The organism is Domibacillus sp. F004, from assembly GCF_057814295.1.
In genome coordinates, this window is record NZ_JBVATB010000001.1 from 534552 (window position 1) to 552700 (window position 18149).

Consider the following 18149-nt stretch of genomic DNA (forward strand, 5'->3'; position numbering starts at 1 on the left):
AATAAAAAAACCAGGACAGACAGTCTAACTGTTTGTCCTGAACGCATTTATGAAAGAGAAGAAGAAAGTGGTTCTCCACGCAAATATTCTTCCGTAGAATGATTTAAGGTGATAACAGACTGCGCGACTTCTTCTGAAGCAGCCTCAATTTCCGTAATAATAGAAAATAATTTTTGTAAAGAAAGTTCAATCGCGTGATTTTTTGATTTCGTGTTGTCAATTAAAGCAAGCAAGCTATTCATTTCATCGACCGTCATGTTCATCGTCTCACGGCTGGATGTAACAAGATCATTTACATGTTCGACGGAACCGGTGACGTTTTTAATCAGTTCATTTGTTTTCGTAATGTGCGTTGAAACGTTGGCGGCCGACCTTTTTGTTTGGTCAGAAAGCTTCCGTATTTCTTCTGCGACGACGGCAAAGCCTTTTCCATGATCGCCGACACGTGCTGCTTCTATAGAGGCATTAATCGCAAGTAAATTCGTTTGGTCCGCAATTTCGCCGACGATGTTGATAACATTGGTAATGTCTGCAGCGATGTTGTTTAATTCAATTGAAAAGGATTGAATATCATGAACGGCGTGTTGAATATCAGCCAGTTTCTCTCCTTGTATGTGTAATTGCTGCTGGCCAAAACGGGAACTTTCGGATGATTGATCGGCAAGGATTAATCCATCTTTGGCGACATTTAAAATCGATTTAGATTCCAAACTAAGCATGTGGAGAGAGTCGCTTGTTTCCTCGGATATACCGCCGAGTTCTTGAGCAATCGCGTATACTTTGTCCGTCAAAATTTCTTTTTTGCGCATATTTAATTTTTGTTTCAGTCCTTGTTCATGCTCTGTATAGGCTTTTAGGACGAGCTGCTGTTCCAGGCTCAATATTTTTGTCACTGCATTTAGGAGCTGTGTCTTTTCTATCTGGTTCATTTGGAGATTGCCAATAATGGCAATAAAAGAAGAAAGCAAATCTTGAAAAGCCGCTAAATACCATTTTGGTTCAAGGCCAATTTGGACATGTACATGAGCGATTGTCAGTCGTTTCTGTAAAAAAGAATGATCAATGATGCCGTCAAAAAGCTCCTGAATATGGAGAGTCAACGTCTTTTTCAGCCGTTCAATGCTGCTATGTTCTTCGATAATCGAGACTAAATCGCCACTTTTCGTGATGCTTTCATAAAATGAATCAATAATGGGGACAATTTGTTTTTTAATTTCCGGCTTTAATGACTTTAGTAAGAGAAGGTCTTGTTTGGTTAAGTTGATCATTTGAATTTGACGATCGAGATCGGTTCCTTTGGAAATAGCCAGTTTGACATCTTTTTCGGTGAATGAAGGAAGGTGTGGTTCAACTCTTTTTTTCTTTGTAAACAGTCTCAATTCAAAAGCCTCCTATAGTCCTATAACATAGTCACTATTAATCTTATCTTATTTTTGCATCAGTGGCTATAAATTAATCAAGGCTTTTGTTTTTTAATGTTTAACATCATGCTAATAGAGTTTAATAGAAAGGCTTTTCAGTCATTTGGGAAAACGCTTGTACGTGAGAAAAGGACAAAAACTCCGGACAGGACGCTTGCCTGTTTATCCGAAGTTTTGTAGGAAAAAAGTATTGAAAATTTATCAAATCATAAACAAATTAATAGCACTGCATACTAAACCATGTTTTCTCAAAACGTTTTGAAGCCAAATCATGTGCGCCAATCACATAATAAAGCATGCCCATGTCACCCCACATCATGTCGAGCTTATCGTCCGTATCCACTTGGAAGAGAAGAACGGGCTTGCCGTCTATATATTCGGCTACTTCATCAAAGACTTCACCTTGTACGGACACGGGTACGCCAAGCAGCTGATGATCAAGCGGCTCATTAAGCCGATCCATTAACTTCTCAAACTTCTCATCATCCTCATCCTGTTCAAAATAAAGAAAGTCGAGCTTCTCTGTTTTCTTAAAAAGCATACGGCGCTCTGGATAAGAGGCTGTGCCCTGGGCGCTCAGGCCGCTTGTATCGTCGGTATAAAGAACACGCCATCCCTCTTTATGCTCGGGTTCGCCATATACAGCTTCCTCTTCATTATCGAAGTAAAAAAAGGATAACATGCCGGACATCGGCAGCGGGTTGTGCTCTAAACGGAGCGCCGACACTTCGGTTAAGTTAATCTGTCCGATAAAAGAAAGCGGTGTGCCATTAAACGAAGGATAGGTTGTCTCAGCCGGCAAATCGGCCACACCGCCAAATTTTGACGCACCGCACGGAAGCCGCTCTGCCGGTGCACTTGAAATGGAGACACATTCATGCATCGTATTTAAAATATCCGTACGCACATGTTCAAGATCAAATTCTGTAATCAACTGCTCCCATTGTTTACTCATCAAACCACTCCTTTATTTTGGCCTATCTTTCTATTTATTGTTTGATTAACACATTCCATTCAACGAACATCTGTACTATACTGTATTTTTATAGACAAAGCAAGTAAAAAGACTCCTTTATTCTGAATAATCTGATAATCAAAAAGAATCGACGCAAAGAGAGCTGAACCGCCTGTCTACTTAGCCTTTTCGACATGCAATCGCTTACATAAATATCCCAATTATGTTAACATGAAGACAATGTGACGTGTTACGGGCCATACAGGAAAAGGGAAGGATGAAAAAATCTAATGAATAGAAGTGGAGTGCAGTCATGAAAAGCTTGGCATTGATTGTCTTTTTGATGATGTTCGCTTTGCCTGTGCAATCCGTTAGCTGGTCCTATCCATTTGTCGTACACGATGGAAATGTATACGAAGTAACAGATGAAGAGGTCATCCATGTCAGTGCACAAATCGGTGAAGTAAATAGAAAAACAGAGAAAATGACCAGTGATTATTCAGGCGATGCTTCCAACGTTTATCCAGTCGGCACCGCCTATATGGATATTATCGGTCTCCCGACGGATATCGCCATTGCGGTCGAAACGGCTTCTGGCCAATTTCAAAAAGCCGTCTATACACAAGAACTGCCCTTTACTTGGACGGATGCAGCCATGAATACGTTTATTTTGATCATCACGATGGCAACGATCTATTTGGTCGGACGTGGCATTCTCCGCAACTCCTCCTATGGACGTTATGGCTAAAGGTGATCGAAACAGAAAGCCCGGCGCGGGACATACCCTCAATGCGCCGGTTCTTCAATTTGTTCGATCATGGATAAGACGATAAAATCGTCCATCACAAATTCACGTTTTACTTCGCCAAAGCCTTTCGCAAAATAGCGGCGAACGATTGCCCCATCTTCACCGGTTTTCTCCAAAACAACAGCGTGATCAAATGGTTGAAGCGGCGTCTTGACCGAAGACGAATCATCTATTACCGTCCAGCCGTCAAACGATCGTCCCACTTCAAGCGGGAGCTGCAAGTACGTATTCAGCGGCTTGAGGCTTTCAAGTTCCTCAGCAGAAGGCCCATAGTCCTCATATTGCTCGCCTTCCTCACGCACGACAACAATCCGCTCATCCTCTAAACGAAACGTCCGCGCCATCACTGTCCCGCCATTGTCTTCATACACCGTCACATGACGATCATCATGCCAGACCGTCCGCGCCGTATACGACGCAAATTCATTCCCTTCACCCGCAAAATGCGCGACTTGACCATCTTTTAAAAAATAAGACGAAAGATCCACATTTGACGGAACATCCGCTGCTTCATCGATCACCGGCTCCTCAACTGGTGCAGGCTCTGAAAGATCATCCCCGCAGCCAGCCGTAAGCACAACACCCATAAACAAAAACGGCATCCATTTCACCAGCATCCACTCCTTTTAAAAAGGATTTAGTCCCGTCCAAAACGAAGCGCCCGCTTTAAATATCATCTGTCTTTCTTTATACAGGAACAGAAAGAAAAAGAACAAATTATTCTTGATACTTTTTAAACGCTAAAACAGCATTATGGCCGCCAAAACCAAATCCATTTGAAAGAGCATATGTGATCGGTGCTGAAACCGCACGATTCGGAACATAATCAAGATCGCATTCCGCATCCGGGTTTTCCAAATTGATCGTCGGCGGAAGGACGCCATCGATTAAGCTGTTCAATGTAATAATGGCTTCAATGCCGCCCGCTGCGCCAAACAAGTGGCCGGTCATCGATTTAGTCGAACTTACTTTCAATTTATAAGCATGCTCGCCAAACGTGTGTTTAATCGCATTTGTTTCCGATTTGTCTCCTTCGGGCGTACTTGTTCCGTGTGCATTAATATACCCGACGGACGAGGGATCAATCTGCCCCATTTCAAGCGCCAGCTCCATCGCTTTCGCTGCCCCTGTAAAATCAGGAGACGTAATATGGTAAGCATCTGTCGTCGATCCATACCCGACAATCTCGCCTAGAATCGTCGCGCCTCTTTGTTTCGCATGCTCATACTCTTCCAAAAACAAAATGCCCGATCCTTCAGACATGACGAACCCATCTCTCTTTTGATCGAACGGACGGCTTGCTTGCTCTGGCGTCTCATTTTGAGTAGACATTGCTCTCATCCGTGAAAAACCGGCAAACGCGAGCGGATTAATCGGCGCCTCTGCACCACCGGCTAAAATCGCATCCGAATAGCCGTGCTTAATATTCAAAAACGCTTCGCCAATCGCCTGATTTCCCGTCGCACATGCAGAAACAGGAGAGAAGCTCGGTCCGCGAAATCCGTACTTAATGGCAATGATCCCGCCTGCGATATTGCTGATCATCATCGGTATCATAAAAGGAGAAACCCGTCTCGGACCACTGTCCCGCAGACGCGTATGATTTTCTAAAATCGTATCGATCCCGCCAATTCCCGAGCCAATGTACACGCCGACCCGTTCCTTATTGATCGCTTCTAAATCAAGATTTGCCTGATCAAGTGCTTGTTTAGCCGCGGCATACGCATATTGGGTAAATAAATCGTATCTGCCTGCATCCTTCTTATCAATGTATTGTTCAACAGGAAAATCCGTCATATACCCGCCAATGCGCGTCGCCATTTCGCTGTACTCCTCGGACTCCAGCTGGCGAATGCCCGACTTTCCACTCTGAATATTTTTCCAAAACGTATCCACATCATGCCCTAAAGAGGAAGTGACCCCCATACCTGTGACAACGACTCTGCGTTCCATTTACAAAACTCCTTTTTCCTTCAATTTTACCATAACGTTCATATAATTTAATAAAAGATGCTGTGACATGCTTGAATACTAACTTTCTAGCCCGTCACTGTCAATGAAACGGCGCTGTTAAAAGGACAAAATGACAAAACAAGACAAGCGTGCGATTCAAACAGGGTCTGCCAGATGAAAATGGGGAATAAACGACCGCGTGCGGGAAACTGTACGCTCTATTCTAAACAAAGCATGATGGGAATCCATCATCATACATATATAAAGGGGGGAAGTAGAAGGAGGGGAATAAGCTTGGAAAAAGATGAAAAATATTTGAGAGCGAAAAAAAGGGTAGAACAGCTAAAGGCATTTTACATCCATTTAACCGTCTACATTTTAGTAAATGCATTTCTTTTTGGCCTGAATCTGTCTTCCAACCCGGGAGATTGGTGGTTTATCTATCCACTTGGCGGCTGGGGAATTGGGCTTCTCGCCCATGGGATATCGACCTTCGCGTATGGCCAATTTGGAGCGGAATGGGAAGCGCGAAAGATCAAACAATATATGGAAAAAGATAAACGAATCGATTGAATCAGAAACTATCACGGGCGTGCAGGGGCCAATAAAGGCTCCTTTTCTTTTAGCTCTTTTCTAAAAGAGTGTAGCTCAAATAAAAAAGTATTGTATAGTAGTAACGAAAAGAAGATGGAGGCTAAACTGTGATTAGGAGGTGTTCAAATGAAATGTAAGAGTTTTATCATTGCATTCACATCACTTGTTTTCACAACGGGTTTGCTCTTATTAGTAGGGCATATATTTACTATTCCTTGGTTAATGTTTCACTACGAATATACAGATAACGCAAATGGATTCTTCATGACAACGGGTTCATTCGTTCCTTTAGTGATCGGCTTGATTGCCAGTTTTATTGCGGAAAAAATTTATATTTATAAGTACCGACAAAAACTTGGTTGAGAACACCAAGTTTTTTTTGTACGCTTATTTTTGCAAGGGCAATAAAACTCACACGTTGACAAGAGCCGAAAAGCATTTCTTTTACTAGTTCTTGAAACAATATCTTCTCATTTAGAAAAGGGGATTAAATCGATAATAAACAACAAATAATCTGAAGGGTCTGGTAAAATAGTAGGAAACAAAAAATGGAGGAGGGGGGATGTTTGGAGGAAAAAGCACTCTTGCAAAAAATCAATAATGTATCCATTTGGAAAAAAAGAGATCAAAGGGCTCCTCATAAACCATTATTAATCTTGTATGCACTGGGCAGATTGCAGCAAGATCAAGTGAGATATATTCCATATGTTGAAGTGAAAGAAAAATTGGAAGAGTTGCTCATCGCATTTGGACCAATCCGAAAATCCTATCATCCCGAGCAGCCATTTGTCCGTCTGAAAAATGACGGGATTTGGGAACTTGATATGCCTTTTGACCAAAATTTCACGAATAAAAAGCTGATGTCAAGTAACGTGTTCGGTGGTTTTACGGAGGAAGTATTTGATCTTCTTTTAAAAAATGATCATCTTATTCAGGAAGTGGCTAACATTGTGTTGAATACACATTTTCCTGAAAGCATTCACGAAGATATATTGCAAGCTGCGGGACTTGATTTCAGTTTCACAAAAACGAAATCACGCGATCCAAAATTCAGAGAAAAGATTCTTCGCGCCTATAGCTATAGCTGTGCCGTTTGCGGGTTTAACGTCCGACTCGGTCACACACTAGTGGCGGTTGAAGCAGCGCACATAAAATGGCACCAGGCTGGCGGTCCAGATCATGAAGAAAATGGCATCGCGCTCTGTTCACTTCATCATAAGCTTTTTGACAGAGGGGTCTTTACGCTATCTGATTCAGGACTGTTCGTCGTGTCAGAGGATGCACATGGAACGCACGGATTGAATGAATGGCTCATGCAATTTCATGGAAAAGCTGTAAGAGAACCGATTCAAACGATATATGAACCAAATAAACGCTATCTGGACTGGCATGTAAGAGAAGTATTTCGGGGGCCTGCTAGATATACGGTTAATTATTAAATAAAGAATAAAGTAAAAAAGTTTTATGAGAGGAGCCAGCACGAGGTGAGCAAAATTGATGCACGAGCGAAAAGTATTCAGGAAACACTTCACAACGCCAAATATGGCATTGACTATTATCAGAGAGAATACAAATGGGAAACGAAAAATATTAAAGAGCTATTGGAAGATCTTGAAACGAAGTTTAGCGATAATTACGACGCCAACCATGAACCGAGAGAAGTGGAAAATTACGATAATTACTTTTTAGGTTCCGTCGTTATCAGCAATAAAGAAGGAAAGAAATCAATCATCGACGGTCAGCAACGGCTGACATCCTTAACTTTATTACTCATTTACCTTCACAATATACAAAAAGACAGAGCGGGAAGAACAGTAAATGTAAGTGAATTGATCTTCTCAGAGAAGTATGGGAATAAGGACTTCAACCTGTTTGTAGAAGAAAGAATGGAAGGGATGGAAGCACTTTTTAATGAAATTCAATTTGAATTTGAAAATCATGAAGTAGAGTCTGTTCGAAATATAGGTGCACGATTTGAAGATATTAAAGCTTATTTTCCAGAAGAGTTAAAAGGAGACGCTCTCCCTTATTTTATCGATTGGCTGCTGCATAAAGTGACGTTGGTCCATATTGAGGCGAACAATCAAGATGACGCTTACACGATCTTTGAAACAATGAATGACCGAGGATTAAGTTTAAGTCCTACTGATATGTTAAAAGGCTATCTTCTTGCCAATATTAAAGATGACAATCAAAAATTGAGAGCGAACGATCTTTGGAAAAAAAGAATTCTGGAGCTCGTTGAATTTGATAAAGTAGAAGAAATTGATTTCTTTAAACATTGGTTCCGGGCTAAATATGCTGAAACTTTAAGGGAAAGAAGCAAAGGCAAAGAGAATAAAGATTTCGAGAAAGTCGCTACGTCGTTTCACAAGTGGGTTAGGGACAATAAGAAAAATCTCCAATTGAATACAAGCAATGATTATTATGAGTTTATTACGAAGCATTTTGATTTTTATGCGAAACAGTATGGCCGTATTTTAGACGCAACATGGAATTATACCGAGGGTTTGGAATATCTTTATTATAATGCCCACAACAATTTCACACATCAATATCATTTGCTTTTGTCTCCTTTAAAAGTAACGGATTCAGAAGAAATTGTTGATCGTAAAATGAATATGGTCGCCTATTTCATTGATATGTGGGTCGTGAATCGGTTTATTTCCTATAGTACGTTAAATTACTCAGCCATTTCTTATACGATGTACAATCTAACAAAAGAAATAAGAAACAAAGACTTGGACGAGTTGACCGATATTTTGAAAAAGCATTTAAAGAGCAGTAACATCGATGCGATTAAAGACTTCAAAATGCATCAACAAAATAAGAAATATGTGCATTATTTATTGGCCCGTCTCACGCATCATGTCGAGGTCGAGAGTGGAATTGATTCGAAATTTGAAACGTATGTAACGAAAGAGTCAAAAAATCCATTCCAGATCGAGCATATTTGGGCAAATAAATACGAGCGGTACAGCGAACTATTTGATCATGAAAGTGAGTTTACGGAATACCGCAACCGAGTCGGTGGTCTATTGCTGCTCCCTAAACGAATTAATCAGAGTTATGGAGATGCCGAGTATCAGGTAAAGCTCAAACAATACTTCGGTCAAAATCTTTTGGCTAAATCACTCCACAAAGACTGTTATGAAAGCAATCCTAGTTTTAATCGTTATAGAAGAGAAAAAAATTTGCCATTTATACCCCACAGCGACTTTAGGAAAGAGGATTTGGACGAACGGCAAAAATTATATGCAAACATTGCGAAAGATATTTGGAACTTAGATAAATTAGATGTTTTAAAAACAAATTAATCTCTGTTAATTGTGTCACTTTTCATTTGTTTTGTCGCAATTGTTCATTAAAAAAGACGTATAAACGTACGCAACACCGTCCAATTATTTGGACGGTGTTTAAATATCATTACGGATAATTTTAATGCGAATGTTTATTTCGCATTTCACTTTTCTAACGAGATACACATCTCCCCGTTCTTTTTAATCCATACTCGCTGATGAGCATCAGTATATTTAAATTTCCACATTTGCCGATACCATTGCATTTCTTTTGCCTGTACAGGCAATCCGATTTTCACGCGGTTAAAGCCAGTACCCATTTGAATATTTTGATAAGATGATTGGTTCGCCCAATGGAACAAAAGATAAAGGATATCTTCCGGTTTTCGACAATCTGCTAGTTCGATGTTATCCATCACAAGACATGTCAGGTCTTCAGTAAGCCAGATCCATGATTGTGCCAAAACTTTGGGCCCTCGTTCAAATACTAGAAATCCGCTGTCAGGATTGATAAGTCCTTCAATCATGCAAGCTTCACCCGTACCGTCCAGCCGCTGGCAGCAAGCGGTCAAGACACCCAGCATTATTTGCCGTTCATCATTAGCGTCTAGAATTCGGACTTGTTCATTTTCATTTTTATAGGGAGTGTCTTGAATTCTGCATTTAAATGGCCGAATGAATATTTCTGGGTATTTTTGTTTAGCCAGTTCCCATTCGGTGACGGCTCTGTGATTGAGAATATAAGCTTTCATTTCAGCTAATGACTTGCCTCTTGGGAAGTTAGGATGGTTCCACAAGCGGGCTACCGAATGAATAGCCAGGTTATCGGTCGCCCCTGCATGACGAACAATCCATTGCTTTAAAGCTTCATCTTGAAACGGAATCGCTGGCAGGCCTCCGACAAAATTATAAAGATCTTTCCCATGTTTTCTTAATTTAGCTTCTACATCATAAATTTGATTGCCAAAAGCCAGGCTGATGAAGACCTGGTATTGAGGATCCAGCTCTTTTATCGTCAAAGCATATTTCATGCTTTTCACATTGAAATTTGAAACAACAAGATTCGTGTTCAATGCTTCTGTTGCTGAGATAATGATCGGGAAAACTTTAGGAATTCTGCTAAAACGGCTAATAAATTGCTTATATAATTTCTTTACTTTTTTCATAGTCTCAACGTCGGTTATTTTTGCGGTATCCATTTTATTATTTTTAATCAAATTGTCCAGTATATTGATGAGTTCGAAAGGAACGTTATGGTTAAATAGAGATTGCAGAACGAACCAATCATTACCTGACCCTTTTTTGTTCCTCACGAATGAAACACTCCTCTCATCGTTGTATTTTTGTTCATATGTATTGTTTTCCAGCCTATCTACCTTATTTGTTTCATCTTATGTGCTGCAATTTTGGTCGCAACGGCACTTGTCTATTAGCGGGTATAAATTTATAAGGCCTTCGAAATCTAATTTAAACTACTAGATGATCGGAAATGTTTTTTCGTGGATAATAACGCGATTCTAAAGGCGTTAAGTGGGCAAGTCATGAAAGGGAAGTTAAAGGGTAACGTAACAAATTAAAAAAATTTGTATCAGTACGGGATTGAAAATTTATACACTTTAAAACGTGGAGAAAGCGGAATGAAGCTGGAGAAATTAATTGTTTCAACTATCACTTCGAAAGCGTTAGTTGAAAAAGAAGCCTGTAAAAAGGACTACAGACTGAAATACAGTTCTTTTTCTTTTAGACAATGATCAACATGATTGTTTAACATAGCCTTTGTTTTAAAACTCGTGCTGGTCATTTCTGTATATACAGTTATACAGGATCTGCATTATAGAAGGACAGGTTAGTGAGGGCCGCGTTATTTATGTCATCATTTGCGAAACAAATGATACATGTCCTTTTTCTTGTTCTTTTCAATTTCCAGCCAAACATAGATGTTTACAAAAAAAAATAGATTTGGATTTTCTTGTAGGGTTCATATGATATAATATGTTGTATCATAAGCAAATCTATTGTGCTTCAATCAGTACAGTGAATGGAAGGACGGGACATCGTGCATATAATTAAGAAAAAAGTAGATATTCAGGACTTTATTGAAAAGTTTGAATTAATAGCTTCATATGATGATGCGGGACAAAAACATTACCTTGTGATTGAAGATCGGGAACGGGGAGGCGAGTGGACACTGATGAAATATTCAGAAAGCCACTGGACCCGTCATGGCAAAGGCTTGGATTATTGTGATCCGGATGAACAGAGGCTCCTTGATAAGGATTTGGTTGATTTTATTTGGAAAAACAGAAGCTTGTTTAATAGAAAAATTAAAGCGGCTGTAGTAAGTTAATGTTGGAAAAAGACCTTTTTCATTTATTCTACTGTGCTTAACTGCTTTTCTCGTTTATCTCTACATAAAAACACAGGCGAACCGCAACGGACCTGTGTTTTTTTTGTATAATGGAGAATATTCAACGACCAGTCCTTCTAATAAATCCCATAAAAATGCGCCACTGAAAAAGAACTAATGTTCCTTTTTCATTATCTATATTCGCGTGCATTATGCTATAATAAGAGCACGATAGAATAGAGACTCAAGGGCGGTCAGCATTCCCTCGATAGAAAGGGGGTGCTGCCTGTGACGACTTTTCAAACGCTTGTGCTTATGATTGCATTTGCCAGTTTGGTCGTGTCGATTATTACGTTGGCACAAAAAAAGTAAGTCACCCTTGAGCCAGCTAAGCAGAGGAATGACTTACTTTCTGTAGATGCTGATCCCCCTTGAAGGGAATTCTATTGCAGAGCCTCTGGTGTTTGCCGCACCAGTGGCCTTTTTAAATATGCTTCTTTACACATTGATTATACCTTAAAACCGCCAAAATGAAAAATAATTTAATTGTCTCCGCACTTGGTTCCTTTCACTCTGTTTGTTATGCGGCCTTTTATCTCTTCTCCTATAAATCGAGGGGAAGACACCTCCTATTTTGTATACCGATTGGCGTAGTTTGATGCAACGAAAGCATTGGGTTTAATTTTAGGTTCAACGCCCATCGATTCCATCCGGGTGACCATTTCTTTTACAAACTGGCTTGTTTTATTCCGTTTGCCGGCGCCGATATCAATATGGCCCTCCATCGTGAAGGTTGCTCCTTCGTATATGGCAGGAAGAACGATATTGATTAACTGATTTTTTCGGTCTTCTGTAAACAGGGACACAATCTCCTCGGTTAAAGATAATTCTTGGGAAATCCGTTCATGTAATTGTGTCATTCTTCTTGGAATGATCACTTTGCGTATACACGCCCATACACCTTGTCCTTCTTGCTGGATGACAATCCCGGTAATAAAAACGGTATGTTCGGTATGGACTTGGGAATCGGTGCCGATCATTAATCGATACATGCCTTTTGGATGCAGGGTCATGAACTGGACAATGCGATGGAAAACTTCTTCAAATGACAGATTCGTTTCTTGAAGGTTTTGAAAGGAAGGATTATGAGTTGGATAATCGTTCATCTTTTTCCACCACAGCTTTCCTTGCTTATTGAGAAAATAAACATGACCGAAATATAATAAATATATATGCCGTCTTCCTACAATGTATGGCAATTGTTTTATTGGTGTGTGGAGCAAAACATTCTATACAGAAATGGTGAAAGAGAGGAAGACAAATCGGTGAAGTCTATCTGCACTGGCACGAATGAGTTGTTTTTAAGGCCCCTAAAAAAGAACGACACTAATGCTTAATAGAAACGTGATAAAAAACAGAGCTCGGGGATAGCTCTGTTTTCATGATCTAGCCTAACATTTAAATAATATCTAAAGGCATTTTTTTACGAGGTTTTGGAAAAACGTCATCAAGACGATTTAAGTCTTCTTCTGTAAATTGGATCGTAGCTGCTTCAGCATTCTGGATTACATGCTGTTCTTGTACAGATTTTGGAATAGCAATGACATCATTCGTACGTAGTACCCATGCCAGTGCGATTTGCAAAGGTTTGACATTGTATTTTGCGGCCATCTCATTGATAATTGGATCGCTTATCAGTTGGCTTCTTAGAGAACCTCCTTGAGCAAGAGGGCTGTAGGCCATAATGGGCATATCCTGTTCTCGGTGCCAAGGTAATAAATCAAAATCAATTCCTCTGGACCCTAGATGATACAGTACTTGGTTTATCATACAATTTCGCCCGTTTGGAGTATTCCATAACTCGTTCATATCATCTGTATCAAAGTTAGATACTCCCCACCTTAAAATTTTTCCTTCTTTCTTCAGTTTTTCCATCCCTTCAATCGTTTCTGCTAAAGGAACACGCCCTCTCCAGTGTAAAAGATATAAGTCTAAATGGTCTGTCCCTAACCGTTTCAAACTGTTTTCACAAGCTGTTGAAATCATATCTAAACTGGCATGATGAGGATAAACTTTAGAAACTAAAAACACATCTTCCCTAAGTCCTTTGATTGCTTCTCCAACTACTTCTTCAGACTCCCCATTTCCGTACATTTCCGCTGTGTCAATTAGCGTCATCCCGAGTTCCAACCCTAAGCGTAAGGCTTTAATTTCCTTGTCTCTCAATTTGGGATTTTCTCCTATACGCCAAGTCCCTTGACCTAAACTAGGAAGGAAAGTGCTATCAGGCAAAGTTACTATCCGCTTTTTTAGGTGATTCTTTATTTCCGCCATTCTTTTTTCAGTAAGTAAACTCATTGAAGATTTCCCCTTTCTTTTTAACCTGATTTCTGAAAGAAGTCTCCCACATCTAAATGGTACGGGCGCGGCCCATTGAAGGTGGGGGATGAATGTCGGCTGGCGTTAGCCAGAAGCTTTTTGTTCATACTGCCAATTACTGTTATGACGGATTACCGTCAATTCCTTTAGACTCACTTGTTTGTAGCTCTTATCCGGGATCGTGATATACTCATCGTCAATTGTCTTGACATAAGCACCGCTTGTTCCCGTGAAACCAGTAATATAGCCTGTTCGCCCAAATAACCTCACTTTGTCATTCAAATAAAACCCTTTGAGCTGTTTCGTATTCTTCTCGTTTCGCTTACTCGTGATATTCTTCGTTGTACGGCCTTTTCTTGCGGTTGCTTCATGCAGGGAGCGTTTCTTTTTACGAAACTGTTTGATTTTGAACATCGCATTGGCATCCTTCTTGATGGCATGTATCCCACTAATCGCTAGCGCATCATTTGCATGCGTCTTTTCTAATCCCAGTTCTTTCCGTTTCGGTGTGGTGATCGAGCCGTATGTGAACGCCGCATCAGGATACTTAGTGAATACCCGCCTGCGGAATACATTCATGAAGGTGCCTTCTTTGTAACGTGGCAGCTTCTTTCCTTCCATCATCCACTTGTACAGAATTTGACCCTTTTGATGATTGTCGTACGTATGGCAATCCGTACAAACCGTCACCAAATTATCTGCCCGATCTGTTCCACCGTGAGAGCGATAAACGATATGATGCGTGTTCAGAATTTGTCCTTTTTTATTACATACTTGGCACGTATAGCGCTCTCTTGCCAGCACGAAATATCGAACATCATAATACCCATATGTTTGCCCTTTTTGGTAGTCCACACCTTGAATGTCAGGGTTGATCATTTTCTGCACATCGAATTTTCCCACTTCCATGATTAGCTTGGGATGGGGCACAAGTGAACAAAGACGATCTATCCAAAAAAATGTATTTTCTATTCGGCTTTGAATGCTTGGGGGAAGCCACCCTTCTTTCTTTGATGAAACACGATTCAAGAAGCGCGCTTGCCGGTAGCGAGTCTTTCGATGCCGTCTGCTTCTTCGATAAGTGCGTCGCGTATCTAGCAAACTTTTGACATCTTGACGTAATTCAATCTCGCCTTTGATCAGTACTCTATCTTCGCTCGTCATGGCGATGCCAACATGCTTTGCGCCTAAATCGACACCGACATGTACATCCTGTTTGTAGCCGCTGCTTCCATAGAGCAGCTGGATGGTAAATGGTTTGTATGATACAATCTTCGCTTTCTTTTGTTTCAATAACAGTCTTGCTTTTCTTGGCTTACACGGCATAAGAGCTTCACCTTGTTTATTCATGACGAACACGAGCATAACGTGTTCCCTCCTCTTAGAGTTTGTTACCCTTCGCCAATGTTGGTAAGGCTTTGCGGTAAAACCGCCCAATCAAGTTGACCGCTCCTACCCATCAGAGCTTTTACAGAGCCTGCACAGAGCAACGGACTAGGGTATCATCCGAGGGTGTGATAACCAAACCAACGTCGTTTGCGAAAAACGTAGGCTAGACAACTAAAGGCTTTTGAAGCCCCCACTTCAATCAGGTCGTAAGATCGATAAGTGGTGGGTAGTTGACTAGTTGGGAAAAGATGATTCATTATGTTTTCTTTAATTTAACTATGTATATTTTACCTTTCCTCCTTTTGTTGTGGAAGTAAAATGCATTATCAATTAAACCTCTTATTTTCTTATGCGCAGAAGAAAACAAACTTTTTAATAAGGAAAGATAAGGAGTGCTGTTTAAGATAAAGGTAAAAGAAGAAAAGGGAGGATATTATAGATGCTGAGTATGGAGGACGCTCACTTTCATAGGGCTCTCTTTTTTATTTTTTCTATTTAAAGGAGTTCTTACGGTGGCTTCACGTAGATGGCGGATATCATCGGCCCATGGAATTTCTCGTTCCATCTAACAATACGCTCACTCGCACCGGCTCTTGCAACAGGAAATACTGCGGTGATTAAGCCAATATCCGAAACCCCTGTAAGGGCCGGACTATTGATAATCCTTCTCTTATTATAACATCAACATTTCAACCTTTATCTGTTGCGCCGGATCTTGGAATAAACGGACAAATAATGTCTTTATGAAAAAAAATATAATTTTTTGATATTTGCGTTTTTTCGGTGCCAATCCCCCGGAAAAGGCGTTTTTTTAGTGGCGAGCTACCCTGCATGCTTATGCTGAATAAAGCGCTGTCATTTTTGCTTAGCGGTCTTTGATCAGCGTGTGTCCCTTTTTCTTTGACGCGCAGGCAAAGGCAGTCTGCTTCCCTTGACAACAAAATTCAGCATGTTACCATGGGAACCGTCATGAAAAATACGAACAAAAAAGAAAAAAATACGAACACAAAAAGGAGAGCGGGATGCTGAAAAATAAAACAGTCGCGTTTTTAGGTGCAGGTTCAATGGCGGAAGCGATGATCGCGGGCATTGTACATAATGGACAATTGGCTCTGGAAAACGTTATGGCTACAAACCACAGCAATCAGGAAAAACGGGCAGCGCTTCAAGCAAAATATGGAATAAGAGCGATGCAAAGCGGGGATTTGCCTTTTGATCAAATCGATTTCTTTATTTTGGCTATGAAGCCGAAAGATGCGGATACGGCCCTTCAATCATTAAAGGAGCGTATCCGGACGGATCAAGTGATTTTATCCGTAATCGCAGGAATAACAACATCTCATTTAGAAGCGTATTTCGAAGAGGGACAGCAAGTGATTCGGGCGATGCCAAATACATCAGCCATAACGGAAGAATCGGCAACGGCCATTTCCTCAGGCCGTTATACGAAAATGGAGAATATGAAAGAAGCTTCAGAATTATTGCGCTGTATTGGCGCAGTTTATGAAATTGAAGAAGCAAAAATGGACGTTTTTACAGGCATTGCGGGAAGCGGTCCGGCTTATTTTTATTATTTAATGGAACATATTGAGAAAGCCGGCAAAGAAGGCGGCTTTGATGCAGAAACAGTCCGGGAAATCGGTGCTCAAACACTTCTTGGTGCCGCTAAAATGATCATGATGCAGCAAAACACACCAGCCGAGCTGCGTGAAAAAATAACCTCACCAAACGGCACGACCTATGCAGGATTAAATGCGCTGGAAGCCTTTGGCGGCGGAGAAGCGATTTATCAGGCGGTAAAAGGAGCGGCAAAACGGTCCGAAGAAATCAGTCAGCAATTTTCCGCAAAATGAGAGCACGTGTAAAGACAAAAAGGAGTGGTTAGGTGACAGAAGCAAGAGGAAAACGGGTAGTTGTGAAAATCGGAAGCAACTCCCTGACAAGCCAACATGGTGAAATTAGTCGCAGGAAAATCGAAAAACTAGTTGATGAGATTGTAGAATTAAAAGATCAAAACTACGAAGTGGTCCTCGTCTCCTCGGGGGCTGTAGCAGCCGGATACCGCAAGCTCGGGTTTTTGCAGCGTCCAAATACACTCCCAGAAAAACAAGCGGCTGCTTCTATTGGCCAAATTCTCTTAATGGAAACGTATTCGAATCTCTTCTTATCCCATGGCTACACAGCTTCTCAAATGTTAATCACACGGGATGATTTTTCTGATGAAGACCGTTATCACAACGTTAGAAACACAATGTCTGTGCTGCTTGAACGCGGCATTATCCCCATTGTGAATGAAAACGATACGGTGGCCGTCAATCATTTGAAATTTGGCGATAACGACACACTTTCCGCAAAAGTGGCCGGACTGATCGGTGCCGATATGCTTGCTATTTTATCCGATATCGACGGTCTTTATAATGCCGATCCGACGAAAGATCCGACAGCTGTACGGCTGGAGCGTGTACGTGACATCACGCCGGAAATTGAAGCGGCTGCAGGAGGACCTGCCAGCGATGTGGGCACGGGTGGGATGAAGTCGAAAATTGAAGCGGTGAAAATCGCTATGGCATCCGGTATTCCTTCATTTCTGGGCAAAGCAGGCAAAACAAACATTTTGACCGATGCTGTCCGCCAAGAAGCGAAGGGAACCTATTTTGAAGTAAATGACGAAACGGCAAATCTTGATTATAAAAAGCAATGGATTGCGTTTCACTCAGGCCCGCAAGGAGAAGTAGTGGTGGAAGTGGAACGCGGCCAATGTATCTTAGAGCAAAGTGAAAGCCTGCTCGTTTCAGATATTTATGCCGTTAAAGGATCATTTGAAAACGGGGAAGTCGTCAGCATTAAAGATGTGAACAGCAATGAAATAGGATTGGGTATTATTAATTATTCATCTGAACAGTTAAGTGAGAAACAGCAGAAATATGAGGACAGAACCGCTATTGACAGCAGCCGATTTGTTTGCCATCATCCAGAGGTTTCCGTTCCGATAACTGTATAATAC

At 40.9% G+C, this 18149-nt stretch carries 18 protein-coding genes; 10 read left to right on the plus strand and 8 right to left on the minus strand.

Annotation, left to right across the window (positions count from 1 at the left end; genetic code table 11):
- Nucleotides 1-47: 47 nt before the first annotated feature.
- Together ACZYRN_RS02885 and ACZYRN_RS02890 are read right to left on the minus strand one after the other, a co-directional pair.
- Nucleotides 48-1379: a protoglobin domain-containing protein gene (locus ACZYRN_RS02885; RefSeq protein WP_488909986.1), complete on the minus strand. Its 1332-nt coding sequence runs from the start codon at nt 1377-1379 to the stop codon at nt 48-50.
- A gap of 259 nt (nt 1380-1638) precedes the next feature.
- The gene (locus ACZYRN_RS02890) at nt 1639-2376 is read right to left on the minus strand and encodes a YwqG family protein (protein WP_488909987.1); all 738 of its coding nucleotides are present in this window, start codon (nt 2374-2376) and stop codon (nt 1639-1641) included.
- Between the two features lie 313 nt (nt 2377-2689).
- On the opposite strand from ACZYRN_RS02890, the gene ACZYRN_RS02895 reads away from it, so the two are divergent.
- Complete coding sequence (locus tag ACZYRN_RS02895) at nt 2690-3124, plus strand: hypothetical protein (protein WP_488909988.1); 435 nt, start codon at nt 2690-2692, stop codon at nt 3122-3124.
- Between the two features lie 38 nt (nt 3125-3162).
- On the opposite strand, the gene ACZYRN_RS02900 is transcribed toward ACZYRN_RS02895, so the two are convergent.
- A complete protein-coding gene (locus tag ACZYRN_RS02900; RefSeq protein ID WP_488910533.1) occupies nt 3163-3786 on the minus strand; it encodes a hypothetical protein in 624 nt (207 codons plus the stop codon).
- A 115-nt stretch (nt 3787-3901) separates the two neighbouring features.
- Nucleotides 3902-5137, minus strand: coding sequence for a beta-ketoacyl-ACP synthase II (gene fabF / locus ACZYRN_RS02905; protein WP_488909989.1), 1236 nt, complete (start codon nt 5135-5137; stop codon nt 3902-3904).
- A 294-nt stretch (nt 5138-5431) separates the two neighbouring features.
- Here fabF and ACZYRN_RS02910 point away from each other — a divergent pair, with 294 nt between their 5' ends.
- The 4 genes from ACZYRN_RS02910 to ACZYRN_RS02925 all read left to right on the plus strand — a co-directional run bounded on the left by ACZYRN_RS02910 (nt 5432) and on the right by ACZYRN_RS02925 (nt 9048).
- A complete protein-coding gene (locus ACZYRN_RS02910) occupies nt 5432-5710 on the plus strand; it encodes a 2TM domain-containing protein (RefSeq protein ID WP_488909990.1) in 279 nt (92 codons plus the stop codon).
- A gap of 147 nt (nt 5711-5857) precedes the next feature.
- Nucleotides 5858-6094, plus strand: a complete 237-nt coding sequence (locus tag ACZYRN_RS02915; RefSeq protein ID WP_488909991.1) for a hypothetical protein — start codon at nt 5858-5860, stop codon at nt 6092-6094.
- 203 nt (nt 6095-6297) lie between these two features.
- Nucleotides 6298-7170 carry a phosphorothioated DNA-binding restriction endonuclease gene (locus tag ACZYRN_RS02920; RefSeq protein WP_488909992.1) on the plus strand — a complete coding sequence of 291 codons (873 nt, stop codon included), beginning with the start codon at nt 6298-6300 and terminating at the stop codon, nt 7168-7170.
- A gap of 45 nt (nt 7171-7215) precedes the next feature.
- Complete coding sequence (locus ACZYRN_RS02925; protein WP_488909993.1) at nt 7216-9048, plus strand: DUF262 domain-containing protein; 1833 nt, start codon at nt 7216-7218, stop codon at nt 9046-9048.
- Nucleotides 9049-9194: 146 nt separating this feature from the next.
- On the opposite strand, the gene ACZYRN_RS02930 is transcribed toward ACZYRN_RS02925, so the two are convergent.
- Nucleotides 9195-10343 (minus strand): hypothetical protein, encoded by a 1149-nt coding sequence (locus tag ACZYRN_RS02930; RefSeq protein WP_488909994.1) that lies wholly within the window; start codon nt 10341-10343, stop codon nt 9195-9197.
- A 743-nt stretch (nt 10344-11086) separates the two neighbouring features.
- Between ACZYRN_RS02930 and ACZYRN_RS02935 the strand changes: the two genes are divergently transcribed.
- Together ACZYRN_RS02935 and ACZYRN_RS02940 are read left to right on the plus strand one after the other, a co-directional pair.
- On the plus strand, nt 11087-11377 hold the full coding sequence (locus ACZYRN_RS02935) for a hypothetical protein (RefSeq protein ID WP_488909995.1): 291 nt from the start codon (nt 11087-11089) through the stop codon (nt 11375-11377).
- A 288-nt stretch (nt 11378-11665) separates the two neighbouring features.
- The gene (locus ACZYRN_RS02940) at nt 11666-11749 is read left to right on the plus strand and encodes a putative holin-like toxin (RefSeq protein WP_488910534.1); all 84 of its coding nucleotides are present in this window, start codon (nt 11666-11668) and stop codon (nt 11747-11749) included.
- Between the two features lie 257 nt (nt 11750-12006).
- Here the strand turns inward: ACZYRN_RS02940 and ACZYRN_RS02945 are convergent, their stop codons facing one another.
- The 3 genes from ACZYRN_RS02945 to iscB form a co-directional block, all read right to left on the minus strand.
- Nucleotides 12007-12543, minus strand: coding sequence for a ribonuclease H-like YkuK family protein (locus tag ACZYRN_RS02945; protein ID WP_488909996.1), 537 nt, complete (start codon nt 12541-12543; stop codon nt 12007-12009).
- A 292-nt stretch (nt 12544-12835) separates the two neighbouring features.
- On the minus strand, nt 12836-13735 hold the full coding sequence (locus ACZYRN_RS02950) for an aldo/keto reductase (RefSeq protein WP_488909997.1): 900 nt from the start codon (nt 13733-13735) through the stop codon (nt 12836-12838).
- 105 nt (nt 13736-13840) lie between these two features.
- Nucleotides 13841-15121, minus strand: coding sequence for an RNA-guided endonuclease IscB (gene iscB / locus ACZYRN_RS02955; protein WP_488909998.1), 1281 nt, complete (start codon nt 15119-15121; stop codon nt 13841-13843).
- A 550-nt stretch (nt 15122-15671) separates the two neighbouring features.
- Between iscB and ACZYRN_RS02960 the strand changes: the two genes are divergently transcribed.
- The 3 genes from ACZYRN_RS02960 to proB all read left to right on the plus strand — a co-directional run bounded on the left by ACZYRN_RS02960 (nt 15672) and on the right by proB (nt 18146).
- Nucleotides 15672-15824, plus strand: coding sequence for an aldehyde dehydrogenase family protein (locus tag ACZYRN_RS02960; RefSeq protein WP_488909999.1), 153 nt, complete (start codon nt 15672-15674; stop codon nt 15822-15824).
- 343 nt (nt 15825-16167) lie between these two features.
- Entirely contained in the window at nt 16168-16998 is an 831-nt protein-coding gene (gene proC, locus ACZYRN_RS02965) for a pyrroline-5-carboxylate reductase (RefSeq protein WP_488910000.1), read from the plus strand.
- A gap of 32 nt (nt 16999-17030) precedes the next feature.
- On the plus strand, nt 17031-18146 hold the full coding sequence (gene proB, locus ACZYRN_RS02970; RefSeq protein WP_488910001.1) for a glutamate 5-kinase: 1116 nt from the start codon (nt 17031-17033) through the stop codon (nt 18144-18146).
- Nucleotides 18147-18149 lie beyond the last annotated feature (3 nt).

Coding starts and splice junctions, on each gene's coding strand:
- ACZYRN_RS02890 (WP_488909987.1), bottom strand. CDS start 2,376: ATGAGTAAACAATGGGAGCAGTTGATTACAGAATTTGATCTTGAACAT.
- ACZYRN_RS02895 (WP_488909988.1), top strand. CDS start 2,690: ATGAAAAGCTTGGCATTGATTGTCTTTTTGATGATGTTCGCTTTGCCT.
- ACZYRN_RS02900 (WP_488910533.1), bottom strand. CDS start 3,786: ATGCCGTTTTTGTTTATGGGTGTTGTGCTTACGGCTGGCTGCGGGGAT.
- fabF (WP_488909989.1), bottom strand. CDS start 5,137: ATGGAACGCAGAGTCGTTGTCACAGGTATGGGGGTCACTTCCTCTTTA.
- ACZYRN_RS02915 (WP_488909991.1), top strand. CDS start 5,858: ATGAAATGTAAGAGTTTTATCATTGCATTCACATCACTTGTTTTCACA.
- ACZYRN_RS02945 (WP_488909996.1), bottom strand. CDS start 12,543: ATGAACGATTATCCAACTCATAATCCTTCCTTTCAAAACCTTCAAGAA.
- ACZYRN_RS02950 (WP_488909997.1), bottom strand. CDS start 13,735: ATGAGTTTACTTACTGAAAAAAGAATGGCGGAAATAAAGAATCACCTA.
- iscB (WP_488909998.1), bottom strand. CDS start 15,121: ATGCTCGTGTTCGTCATGAATAAACAAGGTGAAGCTCTTATGCCGTGT.
- ACZYRN_RS02960 (WP_488909999.1), top strand. CDS start 15,672: ATGGCGGATATCATCGGCCCATGGAATTTCTCGTTCCATCTAACAATA.
- proC (WP_488910000.1), top strand. CDS start 16,168: ATGCTGAAAAATAAAACAGTCGCGTTTTTAGGTGCAGGTTCAATGGCG.